The following is a 25,973-nucleotide window of genomic DNA, read 5'->3' on the forward strand; positions in this document are numbered from 1 at the left end:
TCCCCTTTTAGGGGATTAAGGGGTATGAAAGCATATATTTTTCCTGGTCAGGGAGCACAATTTGTTGGAATGGGTAAAGATCTTTATGAAAACCCAAAAGCAGCAGGATTATTTGAGAAAGCCAATGAAATTATCGGTTTTAGAATCAGCGATATTATGTTTGGTGGAACTGATGAAGAACTAAAGCAAACAAATGTAACTCAGCCTGCAATATTTTTGCATTCAGTAATTTTGGCTAAAGTTTTAGGTGATGATTTTAAACCAGATATGGTTGCAGGCCACTCTTTAGGCGAATTTTCTGCTTTGGTATCGGCCAACGCTTTGAGTTTTGAAGATGGATTTAAATTGGTTATTGCACGTGCAAACGCGATGCAAACAGCCTGCGAAGCGCAACCTTCTACAATGGCTGCAATTTTAGGCTTGGCTGATGATGTAGTTGAAAAAATTTGCGCAGAAATTGATGCAGTAGTTGTTCCGGCAAATTACAACTGCCCTGGGCAATTGGTTATTTCAGGTAGTATTGAAGGAATTGATTTAGCTTGTGCAAAGCTTACTGAAGCTGGTGCAAAAAGAGCATTAAAATTAAACGTTGGTGGTGCTTTTCACTCACCATTGATGGAGCCTGCTAAAATAGAACTGCAAGCCGCAATTGAGGCTACAAATATTACTACTCCAGTTTGTCCGGTTTACCAAAATGTTGATGCAAAACCCTATACTAACCCGGTACAAATAAAAGAAAACCTGATTAAGCAATTAACTGGTGCCGTAAGGTGGACACAAACTGTAGAACACATGTTGGCAGATGGTGCAACTGATTTTGTAGAAGTTGGTCCGGGTAATGTTTTACAAGGCTTAGTAAAAAAAGTTAGCAGAGAAGTTGCAACAAGTAGTGCTACAGTTGCTTAGTTTGCGTTGATATAATAAACATTTACAGGCTGCATCACAATATCAATTTGATTTGTGATGCAACAATTATCTTTCGCCAATATTTAATATCTTTATCAAACTGATGAAATTGAGCTTTGGTGTAAAAATAAGATTTCTATTATTTGTTTTGGGTTGCTGCCTTATTGCAACCTCTATTTCTTTAAACAGATTTACAGATAAAGAGGAACTTTTGGAGCGGGATGCGAAGGAGGTTCAGGAAAATCTTTTATCTAAAGAAAAAATTGTTGATGATTTCTTATCTAATAAAAAAGAAATTGCTGCGGCAAAAAGGTATCACATAGATGCACAACCAGCCCTAGATTTTTTAATAAAATATCGCCCGATTGGCATAAACCTCCAAACTTTTCAAAACAACAAACTTAAATATTGGAGCACGATAAAAGTTTCAGATATTAATCCTGCATCAATTAAGGAAGGTAAATCTGTTATCTATTTATCAAATGGCGATTATGAAGTTATTAAGAAAACCGATAAAGACTTCACGCTACTTTTTTTAATCTCCATTCAATCTCGTTATGCCGTTCCTGAAAATAAATATTTCAAGAACGATATGGATGGTTTACTATCCGATTCGAAAATTATAACTGTTTCTTCGTATTACGATAAAGATATTTACTCCATCAAAAGCCGCGAAAATATTTTTCTCTTCGGATTAAAAGTTAAGCCAGGCTATGCCGATGATTATTATTCTGACACACAAGTCTGGCTATTTGTAGCTGGCATTTTGTGTATATGTATGTTTTTTAATTCTTTATGCTCATACATCGCCAGGAGAGGTTATTTAGTTTGGGCTAGCTTATTGTTTTTTGCATTCTTTTTAATTGGTAGATTAACTGACATAAGTTTTGGCTGGTTTAACCATCATTTTCCTTTAGAACTTTTCGACCCAAAAATTTATGCAAACAGCGATCTCATACCCTCATTAGGAGATTTTTTAATGAACGTTTTTGCGGGTACCTGGTGGCTTTTATTTGTTTACAATCATAAAGATCAATATAAATTTCCTGATTGGATAAAGCAAAGTAAACCGATTGGCTTGTTCATTCATGTGCTTTTGCTTATTCATATTTCTGCCGTAGCCTTCTTTGTTGATGATTTATTTTTCGGACTAATTAACAACTCTAAAATAAATTTCGACATAATAAACATCCTTAAACTGAGTGGCAATAGCTGGGTAAGCATTGTTATTTTATGCCTGGTTTGGTTTCAAATTTATTTAACTACAGTTGTATCTATTGAAATATCAAAACAGCTTAATGTTACCAATAAAGAGCGGGTAATTTTGTTTTTAACAGGTTTTGCAGGCGTTTTTATATACAAGGTTTTTACCGATTTTACTGCATTTTTTATAGTATATGCTTTGGTTCTTTTTATTATTGGTAGAATATCTTACATCAAAAACAAGCATTTTTCAGTTGGCTTGCTTGCCATTCTTTTTTTCTGTTTGGCATTCAATACGTCCATAAAATACATTAAGTATAAAGATATTAAAGAAAGAAGTGAACGCGAATTGCTTGCCAGAAAGGTGCAATCTACAGAGGATCCAAATGCAATTATTGCCCTGAGCAAATTGGAAAGGCAATTGCTTGAAGATGAATTTTTAGTTAAATACTTTACGAACGCAGACAAGGCTAATTTTGCAGTTTTAAAGAATCACTTAAAAGATTATTTAGATGGATATTTAAATCGCTACGATTATAACATTTACGATTATAATAAATTTGAAACGGCTATAAGCAATTTAGAAGCGCAACCTATAGAAAAATACAAAAGGTTAGTAGAATCAGGATCTATTAAAATAGAAGCTTCAAATTTCTTTTATCAGGTAAACAATACCTTTGGTTATCAAGATTATTTTGGCATTGTACCCGTAATTAAAGACAATATTTTACTTGGTACACTAATAATAGAATTGCGTTCTAAGCCATATAACTACAATAATCGGCTTCCTGACCTGCTGGCAGAGCAGAAATATGGTAAAGATGAAGAATTTAAAGGCTATTCTATTGCGCTGTATAACGATGAAAAGTTGCTCAATCAATCAGGTGCTTATACGTATCCCTTAAATGGAAGTGGATTTAAAGGGAAAGTAAATGATTTTGTTACGACCAACGAAGTATCACAAAGTTACAACCACCTAATTTTTAAGCCAAGCGAACGTAAAATGGTTATTATCAGTAAAGAAAAGGTTGGTTATGTTGAAAGACTTGCCGCACTTTCCTTTTTCTTTCTGGTTTTTATTCTTTTTAGTATTATACTTTATGGTTTAGTTTGGCTTGTAAAAAATCTTGATGACGATAGGGTTGGCTGGTTTAGCATTAATCGTTCTTTAATGATTAACGCAAATAAAATACTCTATAAAACACGTATTCAGGTTTCGATTATTTTAACTGTTGTAGCCACTTTACTCGTGGTAGGATGGACGACGTATTGGTATATGAACAATGAGTACCGTGGTCAACAAGATGTTTTAATTAAAGATAATATTAGAAAAGTACAGCAGAATTTTGAAAAACAAGTTTTTAATGAGGGGAAGATAAGTACTGATGAAAATGCTGTAGCCGACTTTAATAACTTCGCCGATATTAATAATGCAGATTTAACGCTTTATGATACAAATGGTGATGTAATTATGACAACCTACCCTAAGCTTTATAACTTTAAAATTATAGGGCGTAAAATGGGTCCGATGGCTTATTTAAACTTAAATGGTTTGCAACGGTCAGAATTTATTAATCAGGATGAAAAAATAGGTAACCTAACATACGCAGCTGCTTATGCGCCGATAAGAAATGCGCAAAATAAAACCATCGCTTACATAGGTTTGCCCAACTATTCTAACGAGGATGAATACAAAGATAAAATTGCTCTATTTGTAAGTAATCTTATAAATATTTATGCTCTGGTTTTTGTGGCAATAGGTGTTTTAGCCGTTTTCTTAGCCAATCAGATTACGAGTCCTTTAACTTTTATTCAGGAAAGCATTAGCAAAACAAAAATCGGGCAAAGGAACGAACCCATTGTTTGGCGTCGTCACGATGAAATTGGTTCTTTGATAAAAGAATACAATAGTATGATTGCCGCTTTAGAAGATAGTGCGACAAAACTCGCCCGTTCGGAGCGGGAAAGTGCATGGAGAGAAATGGCGAAGCAGGTGGCTCATGAAATTAAGAATCCATTAACGCCACTAAAGCTAGGTGTACAATTGTTAGAAAAATCATGGAAAGAGCAAGATCCTAACTTTGAACTCAAGTTTAATAAATTTAGTAAATCCTTCATCGAGCAAATAGATAGCTTATCAAAAATTGCTTCGGAGTTTTCGAACTTTGCTAAAATGCCAGATACAAAGTTGGAGCAAACAGCAATTTTACCTGTTATAGAACAAGCAAGAGAGGTTTTTAAAAGCATTGAGCAGGTAGAGATAAATATTATGAACCGTTCGGAAATTAATGTTTACATACAGGCAGATAAAGACCAGCTTTTACGAACATTTAACAACCTCTTTAAAAATGCTATAGAAGCAAATGATGAAGACCGCAAGTGCTTAATTAGCGTTTTGGTCTATCATGATAATAAGAATGCCTACATCGAAATAAAAGATAATGGAAAGGGTATTCCGGCCATTTTACATGATAAGATATTTGTTCCAAACTTTACAACTAAAACATCAGGAACAGGCTTGGGTTTAGCTTTCGTTAAGCAAGCGGTAGAAAATGCAGGTGGAAGTGTTTCTTTTACATCGATAATTGGAAATGGTACAACATTTTACCTAAACTTTCCATTAGTCTAGTTTATTTAAGTTCCAATTGTGCTTTACCCATTGTTGTTCCGTCGGTGTATAGAATAACCGTATAAATTCCTTTTATATAAGGCTTTGGGTTTGTCCAGTCGATAGTGTAGGTGCTATTATCGTTATTGTAATCGATAAATATAGAGTGGCTGAATTGCATTTCTTGTCCATCTGCCTCGAAACGATTACTTTCATCAGCAAGCAAATTTCCTGCTGGGTCAAATACCCTTAAATAGATATTATGATGGCCTTTTTCAGCAAGTTCGTTAGGCGTTACAACAAAACGAATGCTTAATTTTTGAGCACCAGATGATTTAGTTACTTCGATTTTTTTACCGCTAGATTTAGTTCTGTATGCAATAATTTCTGCCTTTTGTATTTTTAAAGCAGCAGCTTTTTTTACTTTGGCGTTAAGATTTGCGTTTTCATTTGCCAAGTTGTTGGCTTTGTCGTTCGCATTTCTAATCGAATTTTCTAAACTATCCTTTGTTGATTTTAGAAATATATTTTCCTTTTGAAGTTGATTAACCTGGTCGTTGTAATTTTTAATGAAAACTTTCAACTCATCAATTTGAATCTGAGCTTTATCCAACTCATTTCTGGTGATGGTTCCTTTTTCAAGAGCGAGTTTTAACTCAGCAATTTTCTCTCTGGCAAGTTTTTGCTCCGCCAATAGTTTCTCATTTAAATCGAGATTAAGAGCATTTACTTTATCTAATTCTACCTCAATCTTTTCTACCTCAAGCCTTAGTTTATCTTTTTCTGTACTTACCGTAACAATTTTTTCTCCTTGTTGCCGATCTTTAAAAAATAAATATCCGTTTGTGCCAATTAAAGCAGCGATTACAATTATAAGAAAGTAAATTTTATTTCTATCGCCCTTATTAACTTGTTGTGGTTCCATTTTTAATCATGCTCTTTCGTTTCAGTTAATTATACTTTTTGTCTTCATAGGTAAATGGTATTACAATCAAGTATAGAAAAACGTAATGGCAATATTTTTTAAAAAAAAATATATGAGTTTGTAAAAAAAATCGTTTACTTGCTAATGTTCAAATTGTATTAAAATTTAAACAACTTTACATCCCGAATAAAAAAACAGACAGAAATAATGTTTAAAAACTTCCTATACGCACTTTTATCTTTAATTATACTACCTTATATATCAAATGCACAACCAACATCAAAAATTGCACCAAAAAGAGAGTTTAGAGGGGTTTGGATTGCTACCTTAAGCAATATTGATTGGCCATCAAGGCCAGGGCTATCTGTAGATCAACAAAAGCAAGAGTTAATTGGTATTCTTGAAAGACATAAATCTCAAGGTTTAAATGCCATTTTATTACAAGTTAGACCAGCTGCCGATGCATTTTATGGCAAAGGAAGAGAACCTTGGAGCCAATGGCTTATGGGCAAACAAGGTTTAGCCCCAGCAGGCGGTTATGACCCATTAGAGTTTGCAATCAAAGAAGCTCACTTTCGCGGGATGGAACTACATGCATGGTTTAATCCATACCGGGCAAGTATGAATAGCGTAACGCCGCTAAGTGCAGAGCACATTACAAAAAAACACCCTGAATGGTTTTTTACCTATGGAGGAAAGAAGCAATTTGACCCCGGCATACCTGAAGTTAGGGAATACATTACACAGGTTATTTTAGATGTTGTAAAAAATTATGATGTTGATGGGATTCATTTTGATGATTATTTTTATCCATATCCAATTGAAGGACAAAGGATTAATGATGGAGATACTTTCTACAAAAATCCAAACAACTTCTCTAACATAAAGGATTGGCGAAGAAACAATGTAGATCTGTTAATCAAAATGGTTGATGATAGCGTTCATCATTATAAAAAGTATGTTAAATTCGGTATTAGTCCTTTTGGGATTTGGCGAAATAAATATGAAGATCCAGAAGGTTCGGCAAGTAGTGGCCTGTCAAATTATGCAGAATTGTATGCTGATAGTAGGAAATGGGTAAAGGAGGGCTGGGTAGATTACATCAACCCACAAATTTATTTTACGTTTACCAGGAAGGTAGCCCCATTTGGAGTGCTTTTAGATTGGTGGAGTAATAATGCTTACGGAAGGCATGTTTATATTGGGCAAGGCGCTTATCTAGTAAATTCGAGGGCAGAACTAGCTTGGAGAAACCTATCAGAAATTCCAAATCAAATAAGAAAGGTTAGAGAAAGTTCTCGTATCCAAGGAAGTGTTTTCTTCTCTTCTAAGTCGTTAAGTACCGTTGCAAGGGCAGTTGGCGATTCTTTAAAAGTCGATTTATACAAATACCCGGCTTTACCACCTCAAATGCCTTGGTTAGATGAAACGCCGCCAAACCAGCCATTAGCGCTAACCGCTGATGCATTGAAAGATGGTGTGCATTTGAAGTGGTTAATGCCAACAAAAGCTACTGATGGAGAAACTGCATCTGGATTTGTAGTTTACAGATTTGTAGAGGGTGAGAAAATATCAATACTCGACCCTAAAAATATCTTAAAAATTAGTTTTGATAATTACCTGACTTTCATTGATACAACCACAGAAAGCGGGAAAAGATATAGCTATTTAGTAACTGCTTTAGATAGATTGAAAAACGAAAGTGAGCCATCCGGACCAGTTGGCGTAGAAATTCCAATGGCTAAAGAAGATTAATTAAACTTTGATAATAATATTCTTTTTATACATAATGTAAAGGAGAACGTAAAAGCCAAGCACATAAGTTATTGCCCAAACCAACGAGGCATTTATCGGAGAGAAAAAAGGTGCGTAGCAGGTTTCGTAAAAACGAACTAAAATGCCGGTTTTTGTTCCATCAGGGTTTGTTACCTGAATTAAATTTAACACTCTTGGCATTAATCCGGCTAGAAAAAACACCGTAATGGCATTTACACCATATACTACAAAAGGGGTTGTAAATTTCTTATAGCCCTGAACATCAATTATCCAATAGCAAAGTGCCAAGGCAACTGAAGCTAAACCACCAGCATATAAAACGTAAGAGCTTGTCCAAAGTGCTTTGTTAATCGGTAATTGTAAATCCCACAACAAGCCTAGAATAATTGCAGCAACACCAGCGCTAAACAACCATGCAACTTTTGTAGGGTTATCTACATCTTTTCTGCGCATCCAAATTCCGACCAATATGCCGAATAAACAAGTTCCAATGGCGGGTAATGTGCTTAAAACCCCTTCTGGGTCCCAGGTTTTTGACGATGCCCAAATATGTGGCTCAGTCAAAATCCCTCTATCAATCCATGCTGCTAAACTGGTTTCCTTTTCTAAATTTGGATAACCAACACCCGGAACAGGAACGAAGGTTAATAATGCCCAATAAACTGCGAGTATGATTATAAGGGTTTTAAAAATCGTTTTTTGTGAAGCTTTTAAAAAGATTATACTGCTAATGATAAATACAATGCCAATGCGCTGAAGTACACCTAGTAGCCTTACAGTTTGTAAAGCATGGGCAGGATCGTTAAGAAGTTTCCCGAAAATGGCTAGGAAAAAGCCTAAAAAGTAAAGGGTTAAACCGCGTTTAATTGCTTTTAAAATAGTTTTTTTATGTGTTGATGGATCTGCTTTGCTGCTACTCATCGCAAAAGCTATTGAAACACCTACAATCCAAAGGAAAAATGGAAATACTAAATCTGTTGGCGTACAACCATTCCACTCTGCATGCTCTAAAGGTGCATAAATATGACTCCAACTGCCCGGATTATTTACTAAAATCATGGCGGCTACGGTTAATCCCCTAAAAAAATCAAGAGACAGCAAACGTTGTTTGGGTTGGGTCATTTCAAATTTGGGTTAGATTTCGAAAACTAATTTAGAGTATTGTTTTTGGAAATAGAAACTTCAAAAACTTTTGTAATCGATTTAAATTAAAAATCCTGCTTTGTATTTCCAAAGCAGGATTTTCTAAATTATAACCTAATCTTCAAACTTCCACCTAACAAAAGCTTCCATCGCTTCATATTCGGCTAAGCCTAAATCATCATAAGCTTTGGCGGTATCGCGATTGCGATCTTCAGCCCTTTGCCAAAATTCTCTTGCGTCATCGCCTGGAAAAACAGCTCTGTCTTTCTGGCTCTGGTGCTTAAAGATGGCATACTTTTTACGCTCCAACTCCTGTGGACTGATAGGCACTGCCATTTCAATTTCATGTGTTTCAAACTCGTGCCATGCACCACGATACATCCACAACCAGCAATCTTTAGCCCATGCCTCTGTTTTACGCAATTCGGTTAAAGCAGCTAAAATAATATTAAAGCAAACAATATGCGTACCATGTGGATCTTCAAAATCTCCCGCAGCAAAAACTTGTTCTGGCTTAACTTTTTGTAGAAGCGCTATGGTTAATTCAATATCTAAATTCGTTACCGGGTTTTTTTGATTTTTACCACTTTCATAAAAAGGAAGTGCCTGGAAATGAATGTGATCATCATCTAAACCGCAATAACGAGCGCCGGCAATGGCCTCACCTTTTCTAATCAAACCTTTTACCGTTTGTATTTCTGGGGTATCAACCTGGTTGGGTTTCTTATCATCAATAAAAGTCCTCATCTTTTGATAAAGCTCTTTAAGATGAGTATTATCCATTCCCATTTTCTCGGTAAAATCTACATTAAACTCGACAAAACGTAGGGCATCATCATCCCAAACCGCTGTATTGCCCGAAGTTTGGTAGGCAACATGTACATCGTGTTTTTGATCTACCAAACGAATGAAGGTACCACCCATAGATATCACATCATCATCCGGATGTGGAGAAAAAATAATTACCCTTTTTTTAGCTGGTTCTGCTCTTTCTGGTCTTTGAGAATCATCAGCATTAGGTTTTCCACCCGGCCAACCAGTGATGGTGTGTTGTAATTTATTAAAAATATGAATATTGATATTATAAACTGGCCCTTTTTCAGTAGCCAATTGTGCCATACCATTATTGTTATAATCGTCTTCAGTAAGCTTTAAAATTGGTTTTTTCAAGGTATTTGCCAGCCAGATTACAGCTTTACGAATCAAAGCTTCTGTCCAAACACAATCTTTAACCAACCAAGGTGTATCAAAACGAGTTAAATCTGACGCTGCTGGAGCATCCAAAATAAACTCAACATGATCGGATAGCTGAAGGTATGTTGCCGGTACATCTCCAGAAATTTCACCTTCAACAGCTTTTTTGATAATTGAAGCTTTTTTACGGCTCCAGGCCATTAAAATAATTTCCCGGGCTTTAAAAATGGTACCAATTCCCATGGTAATTGCTTTCGTTGGCACAAAAGTTTTACCACCAAAATCACGTGCAGCATCTCTGCGGGTTAAATCATCTAAGGTTACCAAACGCGTTCCGGAGTTTGGTGCAGAACCCGGCTCATTAAAACCAATGTGACCAGTACGACCAATACCTAAAATCTGAATGTCTAGTCCGCCTAAATCGCCAATCTTCTTCTCATAATCTAAACAAAAGGCTGGTATATCTTCTAAAGCTAAAGTACCATCTGGGATGTGTACGTTGTTCTTGTCAATGTCTATATGATCGAAAAGATTTTCGTTCATAAAAGTAACATAGCTCTGTGCAGCGTTAGGCTGCATTGGATAATATTCATCCAGGTTAAAAGTAATTACGTTTTTAAAACTTAATCCTTCTTCCTTGTGTAGCCTTACCAATTCTGCATAAACAGCAATTGGCGTAACACCAGTAGCCAAGCCGAGCACGGCAGGTGTGTTATTAGCTTGTTTTGTTTTGATGAGTTCTGCAATGCGATGCGCAACATTTACAGATGCAATTTTCGGATTTTCGAACACGCTAACCGGTAGTTTTTCGAAGCGTGTTTCCTCCAGTAGATTTAATCTTGCCATTTTTTTTTGTATGGATTATGATGTACGGAGCAGTAAATATAGATAGTTGTGCCCGATTTTTAACAAAGGTTATTTACTTTTATTGCAAGTAAATCGTGAAAAACGAATTAAAGGCACAAACAAACGTTTGATCGTTTTCAGAATAATCACTTCAATTATGAATCATCAGATAGAAAAATTGTACACAAAGGCTAATAAGCAAGAGCGATTGATTATTGGTTTGATGAGTGGTACCTCGATGGACGGACTAGATATTGCGCTTTGTAAAGTTAGCGGTAGTGGTGCAGAAACCGACATTAAGATTTTAGAATTTAAAACCGGTGAATTTACGGATGACTTTCGTGCTAAAATAAAAGCCATATTTTCTAAAAAAGAAGTCGACTTACAACTGGTTTGCCTGATGAATGAACATATTGCCGATGTACATGCATCATTAATTAATCGTGCTTTGAAAGAATGGGGTTATAAAAATGATGAAATTGATTTTATAGCAAGCCATGGGCAAACCATTTTTCATGCGCCAAAATCGTTACATAAGATAACAGATTACCCGAATGGCACTTTACAAATCGGCGATGGCGACCATATTGCAGTAAAAACAGGAATTATAACTTTGTCGGATTTTAGGCAAAAGCATTTGGCTGCTGGAGGTGAAGGCGCTCCATTAGCGGTTTATGGCGATTATCTGATTTTCTCGAAAAAGGGCGAAAATAGAGTAATGCTAAACATTGGCGGAATTGCCAATTTCACTTATTTGCCCGGAACATTAAACGCAAATGAAATTTTCTCTACAGATGTTGGTCCGGGAAATACCATAATGGATCAATATGTTCAGCAGCACTACAACCTTTTTTATGATAAAAATGCAGCAATTGCTTCATCGGGAACATTAAATAAGCCTTTATTATCTGCTTTGCTTAGCTGCGATTTTTTTGAGGTTGAGTTTCCGAAAACCACAGGGCCTGAATTATTTAATCTCGAATATTTGTTAGCAGCTCAAAGGCAATCATCAGCAGAAAATATAAGTAAAGAAGATGTAATGGCAACCTTATGCCATTTTTCTGCAGAAACCATAGCTAATGCAATTCAGCGATGTTTTGGGAATGATGCTGCGGCACAGGTATTTATGAGTGGTGGCGGTATGCATAACCCTTTACTGGTTAGCCTTTTGAAAGCTAAGTTGCCTTATTCTACTTTTCTTACAACAGATGATTTAAACATCAACCCTGATGCGAAAGAAGCTGTGTTATTTGCAGTTTTAGCTAATGAAACATTGTGCGGAAACCCAATTAACTTTGGAGAAAGACAAGGTGTGCCATCAATATGTATGGGAAAAATTAGTTTGCCCAAATAAAACATTTTGTATATGCGCTATTTTATTAAATTTGCTCTCAATCCTAATCTTTACTAAAATCCTTAATTTTATGGAAAAAATTTACCAAAAATGGTTATCAAAGTTTCTTTTAATTTTGATGATTCCATTTCTGTTGCTCTTATTAACAGAGGTGGCTCATGCCCAAACCAAACGCTATACCATTAGCGGAAAGGTAACAGATGGCGCAACAAAAGACCCAATTCCTGGGGCTGTAGTAAAAATTTTAAATACTACATTATCAACCAGCACCAATGCAAATGGAGCTTACAGTTTTGAGGTTGATTTAGCTGCAGGCAAGTATCAGCTACAAATATCTTATGTAGGCTATAAAACCATAACGCAAACTGCCGATTTGGGAAGTGCAGACCAAGTTCAGTTAAATGGTGCTTTAGGTACTGATGCTGTTGGTTTGGATGAAGTTATTGTTACAGGTACATCTCAAGGTACAACCCGTAAACAATTGGGTAGCTATGTAAGTACCGTAAAAGGTGATGATTTAAATAAAGCACCAAGTGGAAACGTTTTATCTGCATTACAAGGGAAAACACCAGGGGCGCAAATAAGTCAGAATAATGGAGATCCCGCTGGGGGCATGTCAGTGAGATTGAGGGGTATCAGTTCTGTTTATTCATCATCAGAGCCACTTTATATAATTGATGGTGTTATTGCGAATAACTCAACCACTCGTGTTACCAATACTTCTGCCAATTATGATGGAGGAGGTGGTGGTACCGGCGGAAATGGAACTTTTGTTGGTTCAATAGGGCAAAACAGAATGGTAGATATAAGTCCAGCCGATATCGATCATATTGAGGTTTTAAATGGTGCTGCAGCTGCGGCAATTTATGGTTCTAGAGCTAATGCTGGCGTAATCCAGATTTTTACAAAGAGAGGTAAATCTGGTGCAACACAAGTAAGCTTTAATACCAGTGTAACCATTAGCGAATTGCGTAAGCAAGTGGAAGTAAACCAGGCACCGATTAAATTTGGTGGTTCGGTTAACGATTTTACACAAGATATTATTCAAACAGTTGTTGTAGTTCCGAATACGCCCGCAGTATTGTTAACTAACACAACACCAGTTACGCGTTATAATTATCAGGACTATATTTTCCAAACAGGTGTTGGTACAGATAATTCGGTTTCAGTTTCTGGAGGTAATGATAATACTAAATTTTATACTTCAGCTGGTTATTTCAAAAACCAGGGAATTATTAAGAATACAGATTTTACAAGGTATAATTTTAAAGCCAATTTAGATCAGAAAATTAATAATTGGGCAAGAATGACTGCTGGATTCAATTATGTACATAGCGATGCAAACGAAAAACCTGATGGAAACTCATTCTTTTCTCCAATGAATTCGGTAACCATTATTGGTAATTTCCATGATATTTTTAAACGCGATGCTTTAGGGAATTTACTTGCGGTTGGCGAACGTGGTCGTGTAAATCCGGTTTCAGTAATTGAAGATATAAAACAGCGGCAATTTTCCAATCGGATTATAGCAAATACGGGTTTAAAATTAAATCCTGTTAAAAATTTAACAGTTGATTACACCATGGGTGTAGATAATTCCATTCAAAATGGTACAACTTTTATTCCGCCTTTTGCTTACAACGTTAGCACAGGGTTTTACGGAGGAGGCGCAACTTTAGATCCATCGCTTAATGGTTATGCAAGTGCAGCCAATGCAACAACAACGTTATTTAATAATGAATTGAACTTTACATACGATGCTAAATTAACATCGCTTTTGAGTTCTACCACACAATTGGGGGGGTCATATCAATATCAGAAAGATTTATATAGTTTATTAAACGGAAGAGGTTTAGCACCATTCGTAGAAACAGTAAACGGAGCAAGTTCAATTTTGCCAAATAGTGATAGAAGATCAGAATTGTCGATTTCCGGGGCTTATTTACAACAAAACTTTAAATATAAAGATCATTTATTTGTAACAGGCGCTGTTCGTGTCGATCAATCAACCGTGTTTGGCGAAGATAACCGAACTCAATATTATTTAAAAGCTAACATTAGTTATGTTCCATCATCTGCTGATTATTGGAAAGATTTTGGCGTTAGCTCATGGTGGAATGCCTTTAAAGTTAGGGCAGCTTATGGCGAATCAGGTAACTTAACTGGCATAGGGCCGTACGACCGTTTCAACGAGTATTCTTCAAGTTCTTATGTAGGTAAAATTTCTTTAGTTTCCAGCGGCCAGTTAGCGAATACAAGCGTTAAGCCAGAAAGGCAGAAAGAATTGGAAATTGGTACAGATATGGCCTTTTTTAAGAATCGTTTAAGTTTAACATTTAGCTGGTATAATAAAAATGTTAAGGATTTATTAATCCCGGTGGTTGTTGCGCCAACAACTGGTTTCTCTAGTTTACTGGATAATGCGGGTTCTATCCGAAACAGAGGTTTCGAATTAATGCTTAGTGGCGTGCCTTTAAAGACTAAAGATTTCAGTTGGAACACAACTGTAATATTTAACAGAAACAGAAATAAAGCTGTTGGTACTGGTGGCTTACGTTTGATATCAACCAACCCTGGTGCACCTGTTGCTATTATCGATGGTCAGCCAATTGGAGTATTTTATGGAACATTTTTCGCACGCAATGCTGATGGAAACTTATTGACCAATTCAGCAGGTATACCTCAATTAGAAAAAGGTGTTCAAACTTCATCAACAACATTTACACCTCAACGCGATGCAAATGGATTGCCGACAGGAACAACTTTACGGAAGGTTTTAGGCGATCCTAATCCTGACTATACAGCATCTTTTGTTAATGATTTTACATATAAAAAATTGAGTTTACATGTTCAGTTGGATGCTGTTCAGGGCGGTGAGGTTTGGAATGCAGACTGGCGAACAAGGCAGGGTGTTGGGAATGGTAAAGTTGCAGAACAAGAAGATTTAGGTCAAATACCTAGAGGTTATATCGCAGGTGTTTATGCAACTGAAGAATGGCGTATTGATGATGGTTCATTTGTAAAATTAAGAGAGATTTCTTTAAGTTATAACTTAGGTAAAGTTTCGTTTGTAAAAGATCTTACTGTTAATGTAAGTGGTAGAAACTTATTCAGCTGGGATAACTACAAAGGCTACGATCCGGAATTAAATTCTGGAGGGCAATCAACTATTCTAAGAAACATTGATTTTGGTTCTGTGCCAATTCCACGCACATTTTCTTTGGGTTTACAGGCTAAATTTTAATTCCTAAAAATTAATCGTTATGAAAAGTATAAACATAAAATATCCATCTTTTTTAATAATGATTACAGCCTCATTGATGTTGTTTTCATGCAAAAAAGAATATAAAGACCCCAATGGGGCAATTGCTGCCGATGTATTGGCATCGTCAAAGGGTTTAACAGGTATATCCGTAGGTTTGCAGAGAGTTTACACGGTTAGCAGGCCAGGTTTGCTTTTTAATTCCATTACTGCAAATGGTTTTGTAACCAACGAAGTACTTTTGCGTAACTCTGGAAATATTCCTGAATTGCAGTTAAGCACAGGTGGTAGCGCTATTGATGGAACCAACTCGATTTTATTAAATTTATGGACTAATGCCAATAAAATTATATATGATGCAGATAATGTAATCACTAATTCAGCTGCATTAGCTGATAAAAATTACGCCGCGGGTTTAATTGCTTATTCGAGTGTTTTTAAAGCAATGGCAATTGGAAACATGTCTCAGTATTGGGAAAGAGTTCCTTCTTCTATTGGTGCTAATGTTTCATTTATAACTCGTGTAGAAGGTTTTAATAGAGCCATAGCGGTAATTGATAATGCAATTGCTGTCGTATCCGCGAATCCAATGAGCACAACATTTTTAGCGCAAATTCCTTCAGGTATTGATATTATGAATACCTTGTATGCATTAAAGGCAAGGTATGCACTGTTTGCCGGAAACTATGCTTTGGCATTAACAGCAGCAAATTTGGTAGATTTAACAAAAAGATCATCGTTCAATTTCGATGCAATTACCCTAAATCCGATTTTTGAAATATCAACGTCTACGAACAATGTATTTCAACCTACTGATTCAAATTTAGGTTTAACCGGTGCATTTATTCCTGATGCTGCTGATAAGCGTATACCATTTTACACAACAACATCAACTACTGCTCCAACGGTCCGTATTAATGGATTTGGTGCTGCTGTAGGAACTGCTTATCCAATTTATTTGCCTGGAGAAATTATCTTGATAAAAGCGGAAGTTTATGCGAGAACACCAGATTTAAACAACGCACTAAACGAATTAAATAAAGTGGTAACAAAAACGGCTGCTACAGATCCTTTTGGTGTAGGCGCAGCACTACCAGCTTTAACCGGTACTTATACACAACAACAACTATTGGATTTGATTTATAAAAATCGCTGTATAGAACTTTACATGTCTGGCTTGAAGCTCGAAGATATGCGAAGATTTAATCAACCACTTACAGATAGAAAGAGAAATTTTTTCCCTTATCCATTTCAAGAACGCGATAATAATCCAAATACGCCTGCCGATCCGGCATTCTAAAGCAAAAAAAATGGTTCCGACTTTACGCCGGAACCATTTTTAATTATAGGATGTTCAAACTTTTTATCGTGTATCCCGAAAGGGCTTCATCGGTAGCATCCAGTTCAGTAACCAGGTAACTGATGCTTTCGATAGCACAAACTTTCAAGCGCAAAGCAATATCTAGTTTCTCGGAGATACAAAGCACAGCCGATTTTTTAGAAGCAGCCAACATGGCTTTTTTTAATTGGTTAATTTCCCAATCGGTATCGGTTAAACCTTCTTCGGGGTGAATGGCACTAGTACCCATTAAACAAAGATCGGCTTTAATTTCAGATAGCTGTGTAATTACATGTCCGCCATATGTAATCTGCGAATTTTTAGAGAAAAGCCCTCCGATTAAAATAACTTCAATATTATTGTACTTCGCCAGTTCTACAGCCACTAATGGGCTTATCGTAAAAAAAGTAGCTTGAATGCTTTCGGGAAGTTGCTTTACAAATTCTAAAATGGTGGTTCCGCCACCCGTTAGTACAACCATGCCATCTTTAATTAAGTTGGTTGCTTTTTTGGCAATGATGATTTTACTATCTCTGGCATACACCGTACTGTCATCAAATGAAGAATGATAAGACTTTGATAATGCACCTCCGTGAACCTTAAAAAGCAAACCCATATCAACCAACTCTTGCAAATCTCTTCTAATGGTATCTTCAGAAACATTTAACAATTGAACTAAATCTGAAGTAAGTACCCGGTTATGGAGATTGATTTGGCGCATAATGAAATCGTGCCTTTCTTTTTTGAGCATATAAGGTTTGGTTTACACGAAAGTAAAAATTATTTTCAGAATTGTGCGTGTTTTTGCGGTTTTGTGCAATTATATACTGTAGGTTGTAAATAAAATAGTTGGTTGTTTGTTCTTTTATTGAAAAACATTTATGATATTAGCCTAATATTAAATAACATGCGGTATTTTGCGTGTTTTTGAAAGAATCAACCCAACATCAAACAACTAAACACTTTACTAACCTTATTGGCAGTTTATGAAAAAAAAGTTACTCTTAATTTTTATCGGTACGTTTTTGTTGCTGGCTCATGCCATAGCGCAACAAATAACCGTTACCGGTAGGGTTACGTCATCCGACGGACCAATACCTGGTGTTTCCATCAAAGTTAAAGGAAGCACGGTAGTTTTTCAAACAAATGGAGATGGTACTTACTCCATTAAAGCATCGAAAACAGATGTTTTAACGTTTTCTTATATTGGTTATGCAACGGTAGAAAGAAGCGTAGGTGCAAATACAACTATTAACGTTGCATTACAATCTGATGCGAAAGGTTTGGATGAGGTTGTGATTACTGCCTTAGGTAACACCGTAAAAAAGCGTGAGTTAGGAACATCTCAACAAACGGTATCTGGTGCTGCAATTGCTGGGACACAAAGAGAGAACTTCATAAATTCTCTTCAAGGTCGTATTGCAGGGGTAGAGGTTACAAGTTCTTCTGGCGTACCAGGTGCATCATCGTCAATTACAATTAGAGGTGTAAGTTCTATTAGTGGTAGCAATCAGCCATTATTTGTGGTAGATGGTTTACCCATAGATAATAAGACTCTGAATACAAGTGCATTTTATTCAGACAACAGTTCAACTACGGCGTTTTCCAACAGAGGTGTTGATTTTACCAACCGTGCAGCCGACATTAATCCAGAAGACATTGAAAGCTTGGTGGTTTTAAAGGGTCCGGAAGCAGCAGCATTATATGGAATCGATGCTGCAAATGGTGCAATTGTAATTACAACAAAGCGTGGTAAATCGGGTCAAGGTTCAATTAATTATAGCAATAGCTTTCGTATAGAAAAAACAAGTGCCAAACCTGAAATTCAAGGTGTATATGGATTAGGTACAAATGGTGTTTCTGGGCCAGGAACACTACAATATTTTGGACCTGCTTATGCACCTGGTACGGTGTTATACGATAATATTGATGGTTTTTTTCAGACTGCACTTACTCAGAAACATAACCTATCTTTCGATGGCGGTGGACAGGACATGAGTTACAGAATCTCTACATCTTACACTGCACAAAATGGAGTTGTGCCCAATTCTAATTACGATAGGTTTACGTTAAATGGCTCTACCAATGGTAAGTTGAATGATTGGATGAAAGTTGATTTATCCATGACTTACACTTACGCCTTGAATAATCAGCCATTTAAAGGATCTGGGGGCCCGTTAATCGGATTGCTTTTATGGCCTCAAGAAGATGATGCGAGAAACTATTTAACGGCTGCAGGTACGCGTAGAAGGTTTACAACTGCTACAGATTTAACATCAGAGATTGAAAACCCATACTTTAACGTAAATAAGAATAAAATTAATTCCATTCAAAATCGGATAACTTCGAACTTTGGCTTTACAATTACACCTGTTAAATGGCTTAATCTAAAATCAAATATTGGTTTTGATGTATATTCTAACAAAAATTTATTGCTAAGTCACCCAGAAAGTTCTAGAGGGTTTAATAAGCAAGGAATTATGGATGTCGCAAATGACAATACCAGAAATATCAACGTTCAGAATTTACTGAATTTAACAAAGCAAAAAATCACATCTGATTTGTCTTTCGATGCTACTTTAGGTAATGCGATACAGGACTTAAGATCTACCATCGATGCGCAATACGGAGAAGGCTTTTTAGAGCCTAACTTCATCTCCATAAATAATACTACAACAACGTTAAGAAATGCAAAATCTTCTATTTCGCAAAGAAGGTTATTCAGTTTGTTTGGTCGGGCAACTTTAAGTTATAAGGATTATCTATATATAACCGCTACTGGTAGAAATGACTGGACATCTACTATTCCAATCGGAGCTAATTCATTCTTTTATCCTTCTGTATCAGGTAGTTTTATATTTACAGAAGTTCCTGCTTTTAAAGAAGCTTTAAGTACCGTGTTTACCTCAGGTAAATTAAGAGCTGCATTTGCTAACGTAGGTAAAGATGCGAGACCTTATAGTTATGTTCCATCATTAGAAAGTAAGGCAACTGTTGGAGGAGGATTTGGTTACGGTTTTACAGGACCGAATTTGGCTTTAAGACCAGAGTTTGCAAGTTCTTACGAGGTAGGAACAGAATTGGCATTTTTTAAAGATAGACTGGGATTCGATTTCACTGTTTACCGCAAAGAAACCTCCGATCAGATTGTTAATGACATTAGAGGTAGCTACGCTACTGGATACGTTTTATTCAATTTAAATGGAGCTAAAACCAGAAATGAAGGTATCGAAATAACCTTACGTGGAACACCGATAAAAACAAATAATTTTAGCTGGGATGCCTTAGTAAATTTTGAAAGTGCAAGAGCAACTGTTATAAGTTTACCAAATGAACTTCCTGAATCTTATGTTTCTGATACCAATGTGTATGGAACGATTAGAAATGGAACAACACCAGGTTATTCGACAAGGTCTTTGACAGGTACGTTCTATTTAAGGAATAATAGTGGAGATATTTTAATCAATCCAGTGTCTGGATTGCCAGTTAGATCATCGGTTGTTATTCAAGGTTCTGGAAAAGGATATGACAGACAACCAGATTTTTCCATCGGTATTACAAATACTTTCGCATATAAAGATTTTGCATTGTCATTCTTGTTGGATATTAGAAAAGGCGGCGATGTACTTAACGCCACCCAGAGTTTTCTTACACAAAGAGGCTTAAGTACCATGACACTAGATAGGTTAACGCCTAGAATTGTTAAAGGTGTTATTCAAGATGGTAAAGAAAACAGCGCAAATCCAACAATTAATAATATTGCAGTCACTCCCTTTTATCAAAATACCTATTATACAACTTTAAGTGAAGAGCTTTTTATTGAAAAAGATATTAACTGGATAAGATTAAAGGATGTTACCTTACAATATCGTTTATCTCAAAACTTACTAAAACGCCAAAAATTTGTTAAGAGTGCAAGCGTATTTGTAACCGGTACAGATTTATTCTTAATTACAAATTATTCAGGACTTGATCCCGTTGTTAATGGAAACACAGCTGCGGTAGGTGGTTCTGGTGCTTCAGGGATAGATTATGGTAATTTCCCAATACCAATAGGATTAAACTTTGGTGTTAAAATCGGTTTATAATAAGGAGAAATAAGAAATGAAAAAATTATATATACTATTAATATTGGGAAGTCTTATTTCCGTAAGTGGTTGTAAGAAATTCTTGGATGTAAATACAAACCCAAATGCACCACAGTCAGTTGAAGCAAATTTGTATTTATCTCCAATGTTGCACTGGATGGCTTCAGCACCTCAGTTTGATGGAATTTATATTGGTCGCTATACCCAGAACTTAGCCTCTACAGCTACCCAAGACCTTTGGGAAAGGCATGGCAATAATCAAGCTGGTACAGCACCTGATCAGGGTGGTCAGATATGGAGAGCCACTTATTTTGATTTTGGGCAAAATCTAATTGATATGACGAATAAGGCAGAAAGTCAGCAACGTTGGGATTTATTAGGTGTAGCACAAATTTTGAAAGCATGGGGATGGCTTAGCGCTACAGATGCCAATGGTGAAATTATTATTAAAGAAGCATTTGACCCAAATAAAACCTCTTTCAATTACGATACACAGGAATTTGCATATCAAGAAACATTAAGATTAATTGATGCAGCTATTGCCAATTTAAGGAGAACTGATGGAGCAGTAAACGATGCTTATTTAGGCAAAACGGATTTTGTTTACAGAGGCAACCGTGCTTTATGGATTAAATTTGCTTATGGTTTTAAAGCAATGGTTTTAAATCATTATTCTAATAAAACCTCGCTTTACAAGCCAGATGATATTATTGCTGCAGTTGATGCCTCATTTGCTGGTAATGCTGATGATGCTCTGATTCCTTACGCAGGAACAGCAAATGATGATGCCAACTTTTTATCGGCAACAAGAAATAACATAGGCACACTAAGACAGACAAAATTCATTCTATCCTTACTGGATGGTACCACATTTACTGGGGTCGTTGACCCAAGATTATCCAGAATGCTTGCTCCATCTCCAGATGGATTATATCGCGGTCTGGAGCCAACGTTAGGGATAGGTGCGTTAACAGCAGCCCAACAACCACTAAATCTTTGGGGCTACGCTTCTCAGGCTGCCGCAAATGCTTCGGCCACTACACCTGCTAGATATTTATTTGCACGTAAAAATAAGTTTCCAATCATGACTTATTCCCAATTGCAGTTCATAAAAGCTGAAGCCGCTTATAAAAAGGGAGATAAGTCAACTGCTTTAACTGCGTACAGAAATGCAGTTTCAGCTCATTTTGACTTTGTAAATGCAAGAAATACTGATGATGGACAAACTCCAACTCAAATAAGTGCAACAGAAAAGAATACTTACCTTGCTTCGCCGCTTATTGTACCAGGAAATCCGAATGATTTGACACTATCACAGATTATGTGTCAAAAATATATTGCGCAATGGGCATGGGGCCATTTAGAACAATGGACAGACTTGAGAAGATACCATTATACTGATAAAGATCCAGTTACGGCAAATCAGGTTTTTATAGGGTTTACTATTCCTACAGTGCTTTTTCCAGATAATCAAGCGAAAGTAGTTCAGCGAATGCGTCCTAGGTTTAATTCAGAATATGTTTGGAATAGAGTTGGCCTTAGCGCGATTGGTGGTTTGGCAACCGATTATCAAACTAAGGAAATGTGGATAACAACGCCTCAATAATTTAATTATGAAAAGAAAATACATCATATCAGCAGTAATACTGCTATCTACAATAATTTATTCTTGTAAGAAAAACGCTGTTCAAGAAATTTCAGTACCGGTATCTGGCGCTCAATTAAAATATTTCAATTTCGCACTAAACGCTCCAGTTGTTAATTTTTATGCAGGAAGTACAAAAGTTACGGCTGCTAGCTCTACAACAGGAATAGAAAGTGGAACTTCTGGAGTTGCGTTTTCAAATGTTTATCCGTCAACGAATGCATATGCTATTATTGCCCCAGGTACTTACGATTTTATGGCACAACGTCCTAGTACAGCTACGGCAGATCCTAATTTGGTTATTGCAACTCTAAACAAACAAGTTGCTGAAGGTAAAAATTATTCCATTTATTTATCTGGCCTGTATAACACCACAACCAAGAAAACAGATGTTTTTGTGATTGATGATGTGTTGCCCGCTATTGATACATCTGGAGCTTACATACGTCTTGTTCATGCTTCTTACAATGCAAATCCTTTTGATTTGGTTCTAAAAAATACAACAAGTTTGGTTGAAACAACTGTTGCAACAAATGTAGCTTATAAAAGTGCTTCAAATTTTGCCAAGGTCCCACAAGGAGTTTACGATTTGATATTAAGATACACGGGTACACCAAACAATATTGTAATCAGAACTGCAGTAAGTGTTATCAAATCTAATACCTATAGCTTCAGTTTAAGAGGGGATATAACATTGCCTTATACAGGTACTGCTGTTAATCGGCCTGTTATTGATAATACTCCGAATCGATAAAGGAAAATAACAAAAAGAAAAGGCGACCATCGGTCGCCTTTTTTATTTACTCAAAATCTGTTTACAAAATCTTAAACCCTAAACTCAACTGAAATAAGTTAGGTGTTTGCTTGTATTTTTCACTTTTACTAATATTTGTTAATCCGGCTTCATAGCGTAAATCTACAGATATCGAACCAACATCTACACCTGCGCCTGCCTGTAAGCCAAAAGCCTGGTTCTTGTAATTGTCGAAATCTGTTGCTTGTTGGTAAGCCGAGCTAAAAGTAGAGCTATCATCTAAAATCAATGATAAAACTGGGCCAGCCATAACGCGAATATTGTAGTTTTTACTTCCAAATTTTGTTCCTAATAAAACCGGAATATCTAATGTGGTAAATTTTACTTTTCCTTCGGCTGCAATTTCAGTGTTGCTGTTGTTGGTAAAGCTTATAAATTTATTGCCTTTACTTCCGATGTAGGCTTCTGGCTGTACATAAAAGCTGGCACCACCAATTCTGGCCCATGCACCAACTTGGTAACCTAATCTGTTTTCTTCGCTTGCGAAATCAGCATTAATTTTTGCGAGGTTTACGCCGGCCTTTATGCCGAGATTAAAACTCTGTGCCTGAGCACTAGCCCAACCAACGGTTAGGAAAATGATTGAGAAGATAAGTTTTTTCATTGTGTTTAAGTTTATGGGTTTTTCAATATAACGCACATTTAACAGAATTATCATGTAATGCCGAAATCTATTTAAACCTCGCAACAAAATTGTATAAAAAAGATGTCAATCAGCGATAATATTTTTACTTTTGTTTCAAATCAATACAACGATGGCAAATTTCCAATTAACAAAAGATAACGCAGAAAAGGTTAAAATTAAGTTTTTTAGAAAATATCGCGATCTTGTTGATCAACCTTTAGATTTTACTCCGGGAAACGAAGATAAATTGGTTGATGATATTATGCGATTGGTAAAACGCGATCGTACTTATGTAGAGTTTACCCTTCAAAAAGCACTTGCTGATACTAAAGGCAACCGATTGTAATCTTCAATTTTCTTCTTTACCATTTTAGTTCGGGCAATAATCTTTCTATTAAGCCTGTTAATATCAGTTTATCATCTATTTAGGGGTTTAGCCTGTTTTAAATCTTTATCACTTTTTGTACATTTACATTGTACAATTCAAAAATTAATCTCGAAACAAGATTTTAATTTACCAGCAGATTTTAAATTTAATAAGGGATGAAAAAGATTAAATATTTAGTTATTGCGGCGGTTTCTGGCTTAGCAATTTTATCCTTTTCTTTTAAAGAAGATTTGTTTCTGGTTTCTAAAAACCTCGATATTTTTGCTTCGCTATACAAAGAAATCAATATTAATTATGTTGATGAAACCAGTGCGCCCGAATTAATGAGAACCGGAATTGACGCAATGCTGGAAAGTTTAGATCCATACACAGAATACGTTCCTGAATCGGAAATTGAAGATTATAAACTAAAATATGTAAGTACACAGTATGGCGGTATTGGCGCTGGAACTGTGATAATTGATGGGAAACTGTTTGTTAATGAAGTAAGCGAAGGTTATGCTGCAAATAAATCTGATGTAAAAGCTGGCGACCAAGTCATCAAAATTAATAATATCGAAATTAAAGGTAAGGAGCGTGGGCAAATTAGTCAACTCCTCCGTGGACCAAAAGGAACAGCAGTAGATTTAACCATAAACCGCGATGGAAAAGAGCTGATTAAAAAAATCATTCGTGAGGAAATTAAGCAGCCAAATGTATCTTATTTCGGAATGGTTGGCGATGGAGTTGGGTACATCAAACTAGATAAGTTTCTGGAAAATTCTGGTCAGGAGGTTAAAGATGCGTTGTTAACTTTAAATAAAGAAAACCCAAAAGGCATTGTACTCGATTTGCGAAATAATGGAGGAGGAATATTGCAGGAAGCCGTTAAAATTGTTAACCTTTTTGTTAATAAAGATTTGCTCGTTGTAACTCAAAAAGGTAAAAATGCAGAGAAAACCATATCATACAAAACACAGGTTCCACCGATTTCAATAGCTGTTCCCTTGGTTGTTTTGGTAAATAATAATTCTGCCTCAGCTTCAGAAATTGTTGCTGGCTCGCTTCAAGATTTAGACAGAGCAATTGTAATTGGACAACGCAGTTATGGCAAAGGATTAGTGCAACAAACTTTCAATTTGCCTTATAACAGTTTGGTGAAAGTTACGGTAGCCAAGTATTACACGCCATCGGGTAGATGTATTCAAAAGCTAGATTACACACACAAAAATGCTGATGGTATTGCAGAACGTTTTGCAGATTCGACGATAACCATGTACCAAACCAAAGCGGGCAGAAATGTTTACAGTGGTAATGGCGTCTATCCTGATATTGTTGTTGAGGCAGCAAAATTGAGCCCTATAACTATAACGATGTTAAATAAAAGCATGTTTTTTAACTATGCAAATCAATATAAAAAAGACAAACCTAGTGTAGCATCAGCCAAAACATTTCAAATTACCGATGCCGATTATGCGGCTTTTGCAAATTCGCTGGCAGATAAGGATTTAAGTTATCAAAGCAGAACCGAAAGATTACTTACCGAATTGCGCTACGAAGCAGATAAGGAAAATAAAACTGCCGAAGTTAAAGCCGATTTAGAAAACCTTAAAAATAAACTTACTTCAGCTAAAAAGACCGATTTAGCAAATCATAAGACAGAGATTAAAAGAGTATTGGAAACCCAAATTGTAAGTCGATATTTTTACGAAAAAGGAAGAATAGAGCAGAGTTTTCAATACGATAAAGAATTAAATGCCGCTAAATCTCTTTTTAACAATCAAACTCAAATGCTGGCAATTTTAAAAGGTGATGGCAATTATAAAGTGATTGGGAAACCTGTAAAAGAAAGCACAACTTTAGATTAGCATAAGTAAA

Annotated in this window: 16 protein-coding genes; 11 read left to right on the forward strand and 5 right to left on the reverse strand. The window is 36.1% G+C overall.

Annotation, left to right across the window (positions count from 1 at the left end):
- The first annotated feature begins 24 nt into the window (after nucleotides 1–24).
- Both fabD and D7004_RS17750 read left to right on the forward strand, forming a co-directional pair.
- Nucleotides 25–906, forward strand: a complete 882-nt coding sequence (gene fabD / locus D7004_RS17745) for an ACP S-malonyltransferase (protein WP_123207160.1) — start codon at nucleotides 25–27, stop codon at nucleotides 904–906.
- 103 nt (nucleotides 907–1,009) lie between these two features.
- A complete protein-coding gene (locus D7004_RS17750; protein ID WP_123207161.1) occupies nucleotides 1,010–4,738 on the forward strand; it encodes a sensor histidine kinase in 3,729 nt (1,242 codons plus the stop codon).
- Nucleotide 4,739: 1 nt separating this feature from the next.
- On the opposite strand, the gene D7004_RS17755 is transcribed toward D7004_RS17750, so the two are convergent.
- On the reverse strand, nucleotides 4,740–5,642 hold the full coding sequence (locus D7004_RS17755) for a hypothetical protein (RefSeq protein ID WP_123207162.1): 903 nt from the start codon (nucleotides 5,640–5,642) through the stop codon (nucleotides 4,740–4,742).
- A 207-nt stretch (nucleotides 5,643–5,849) separates the two neighbouring features.
- On the opposite strand from D7004_RS17755, the gene D7004_RS17760 reads away from it, so the two are divergent.
- Nucleotides 5,850–7,397 carry a glycoside hydrolase family 10 protein gene (locus tag D7004_RS17760; protein WP_123207163.1) on the forward strand — a complete coding sequence of 516 codons (1,548 nt, stop codon included), beginning with the start codon at nucleotides 5,850–5,852 and terminating at the stop codon, nucleotides 7,395–7,397.
- On the opposite strand, the gene D7004_RS17765 is transcribed toward D7004_RS17760, so the two are convergent.
- On the reverse strand, nucleotides 7,398–8,540 hold the full coding sequence (locus D7004_RS17765) for an acyltransferase family protein (RefSeq protein ID WP_123207164.1): 1,143 nt from the start codon (nucleotides 8,538–8,540) through the stop codon (nucleotides 7,398–7,400). It abuts the gene before it with no gap.
- A gap of 135 nt (nucleotides 8,541–8,675) precedes the next feature.
- Entirely contained in the window at nucleotides 8,676–10,601 is a 1,926-nt protein-coding gene (gene nagB, locus D7004_RS17770) for a glucosamine-6-phosphate deaminase (protein ID WP_123207165.1), read from the reverse strand.
- A gap of 157 nt (nucleotides 10,602–10,758) precedes the next feature.
- On the opposite strand from nagB, the gene D7004_RS17775 reads away from it, so the two are divergent.
- The 3 genes from D7004_RS17775 (at nucleotide 10,759) to D7004_RS17785 (ending at nucleotide 16,517) form a co-directional block, all read left to right on the forward strand.
- Nucleotides 10,759–11,955, forward strand: coding sequence for an anhydro-N-acetylmuramic acid kinase (locus D7004_RS17775; RefSeq protein WP_123207166.1), 1,197 nt, complete (start codon nucleotides 10,759–10,761; stop codon nucleotides 11,953–11,955).
- Between the two features lie 70 nt (nucleotides 11,956–12,025).
- Nucleotides 12,026–15,199 carry a SusC/RagA family TonB-linked outer membrane protein gene (locus D7004_RS17780; RefSeq protein ID WP_123207167.1) on the forward strand — a complete coding sequence of 1,058 codons (3,174 nt, stop codon included), beginning with the start codon at nucleotides 12,026–12,028 and terminating at the stop codon, nucleotides 15,197–15,199.
- A gap of 19 nt (nucleotides 15,200–15,218) precedes the next feature.
- A complete protein-coding gene (locus D7004_RS17785; protein WP_123207168.1) occupies nucleotides 15,219–16,517 on the forward strand; it encodes a RagB/SusD family nutrient uptake outer membrane protein in 1,299 nt (432 codons plus the stop codon).
- 43 nt (nucleotides 16,518–16,560) lie between these two features.
- Here the strand turns inward: D7004_RS17785 and D7004_RS17790 are convergent, their stop codons facing one another.
- Nucleotides 16,561–17,307 (reverse strand): DeoR/GlpR family DNA-binding transcription regulator, encoded by a 747-nt coding sequence (locus D7004_RS17790; protein WP_123207169.1) that lies wholly within the window; start codon nucleotides 17,305–17,307, stop codon nucleotides 16,561–16,563.
- Nucleotides 17,308–17,542: 235 nt separating this feature from the next.
- On the opposite strand from D7004_RS17790, the gene D7004_RS17795 reads away from it, so the two are divergent.
- From D7004_RS17795 to D7004_RS17805, 3 genes are read left to right on the forward strand one after another with little or no spacing between them, the layout of a single operon-like run.
- Nucleotides 17,543–20,644, forward strand: coding sequence for a SusC/RagA family TonB-linked outer membrane protein (locus tag D7004_RS17795; protein WP_123207170.1), 3,102 nt, complete (start codon nucleotides 17,543–17,545; stop codon nucleotides 20,642–20,644).
- 16 nt (nucleotides 20,645–20,660) lie between these two features.
- Complete coding sequence (locus tag D7004_RS17800; protein WP_123207171.1) at nucleotides 20,661–22,250, forward strand: RagB/SusD family nutrient uptake outer membrane protein; 1,590 nt, start codon at nucleotides 20,661–20,663, stop codon at nucleotides 22,248–22,250.
- Nucleotides 22,251–22,257: 7 nt separating this feature from the next.
- Nucleotides 22,258–23,043, forward strand: coding sequence for a DUF4397 domain-containing protein (locus tag D7004_RS17805; RefSeq protein WP_123207172.1), 786 nt, complete (start codon nucleotides 22,258–22,260; stop codon nucleotides 23,041–23,043).
- 61 nt (nucleotides 23,044–23,104) lie between these two features.
- Here D7004_RS17805 and D7004_RS17810 read toward each other — a convergent pair whose 3' ends face one another.
- Nucleotides 23,105–23,707 carry a porin family protein gene (locus tag D7004_RS17810; protein WP_123207221.1) on the reverse strand — a complete coding sequence of 201 codons (603 nt, stop codon included), beginning with the start codon at nucleotides 23,705–23,707 and terminating at the stop codon, nucleotides 23,105–23,107.
- 151 nt (nucleotides 23,708–23,858) lie between these two features.
- On the opposite strand from D7004_RS17810, the gene D7004_RS17815 reads away from it, so the two are divergent.
- Both D7004_RS17815 and D7004_RS17820 read left to right on the forward strand, forming a co-directional pair.
- The gene (locus D7004_RS17815) at nucleotides 23,859–24,074 is read left to right on the forward strand and encodes a hypothetical protein (RefSeq protein ID WP_123207173.1); all 216 of its coding nucleotides are present in this window, start codon (nucleotides 23,859–23,861) and stop codon (nucleotides 24,072–24,074) included.
- 197 nt (nucleotides 24,075–24,271) lie between these two features.
- A complete protein-coding gene (locus D7004_RS17820; protein ID WP_123207174.1) occupies nucleotides 24,272–25,963 on the forward strand; it encodes a S41 family peptidase in 1,692 nt (563 codons plus the stop codon).
- Nucleotides 25,964–25,973 lie beyond the last annotated feature (10 nt).

The organism is Pedobacter jejuensis (genome assembly GCF_003725795.1).
In the GTDB taxonomy this organism is placed as follows: Bacteria; Bacteroidota; Bacteroidia; order Sphingobacteriales; family Sphingobacteriaceae; genus Pedobacter; species Pedobacter jejuensis.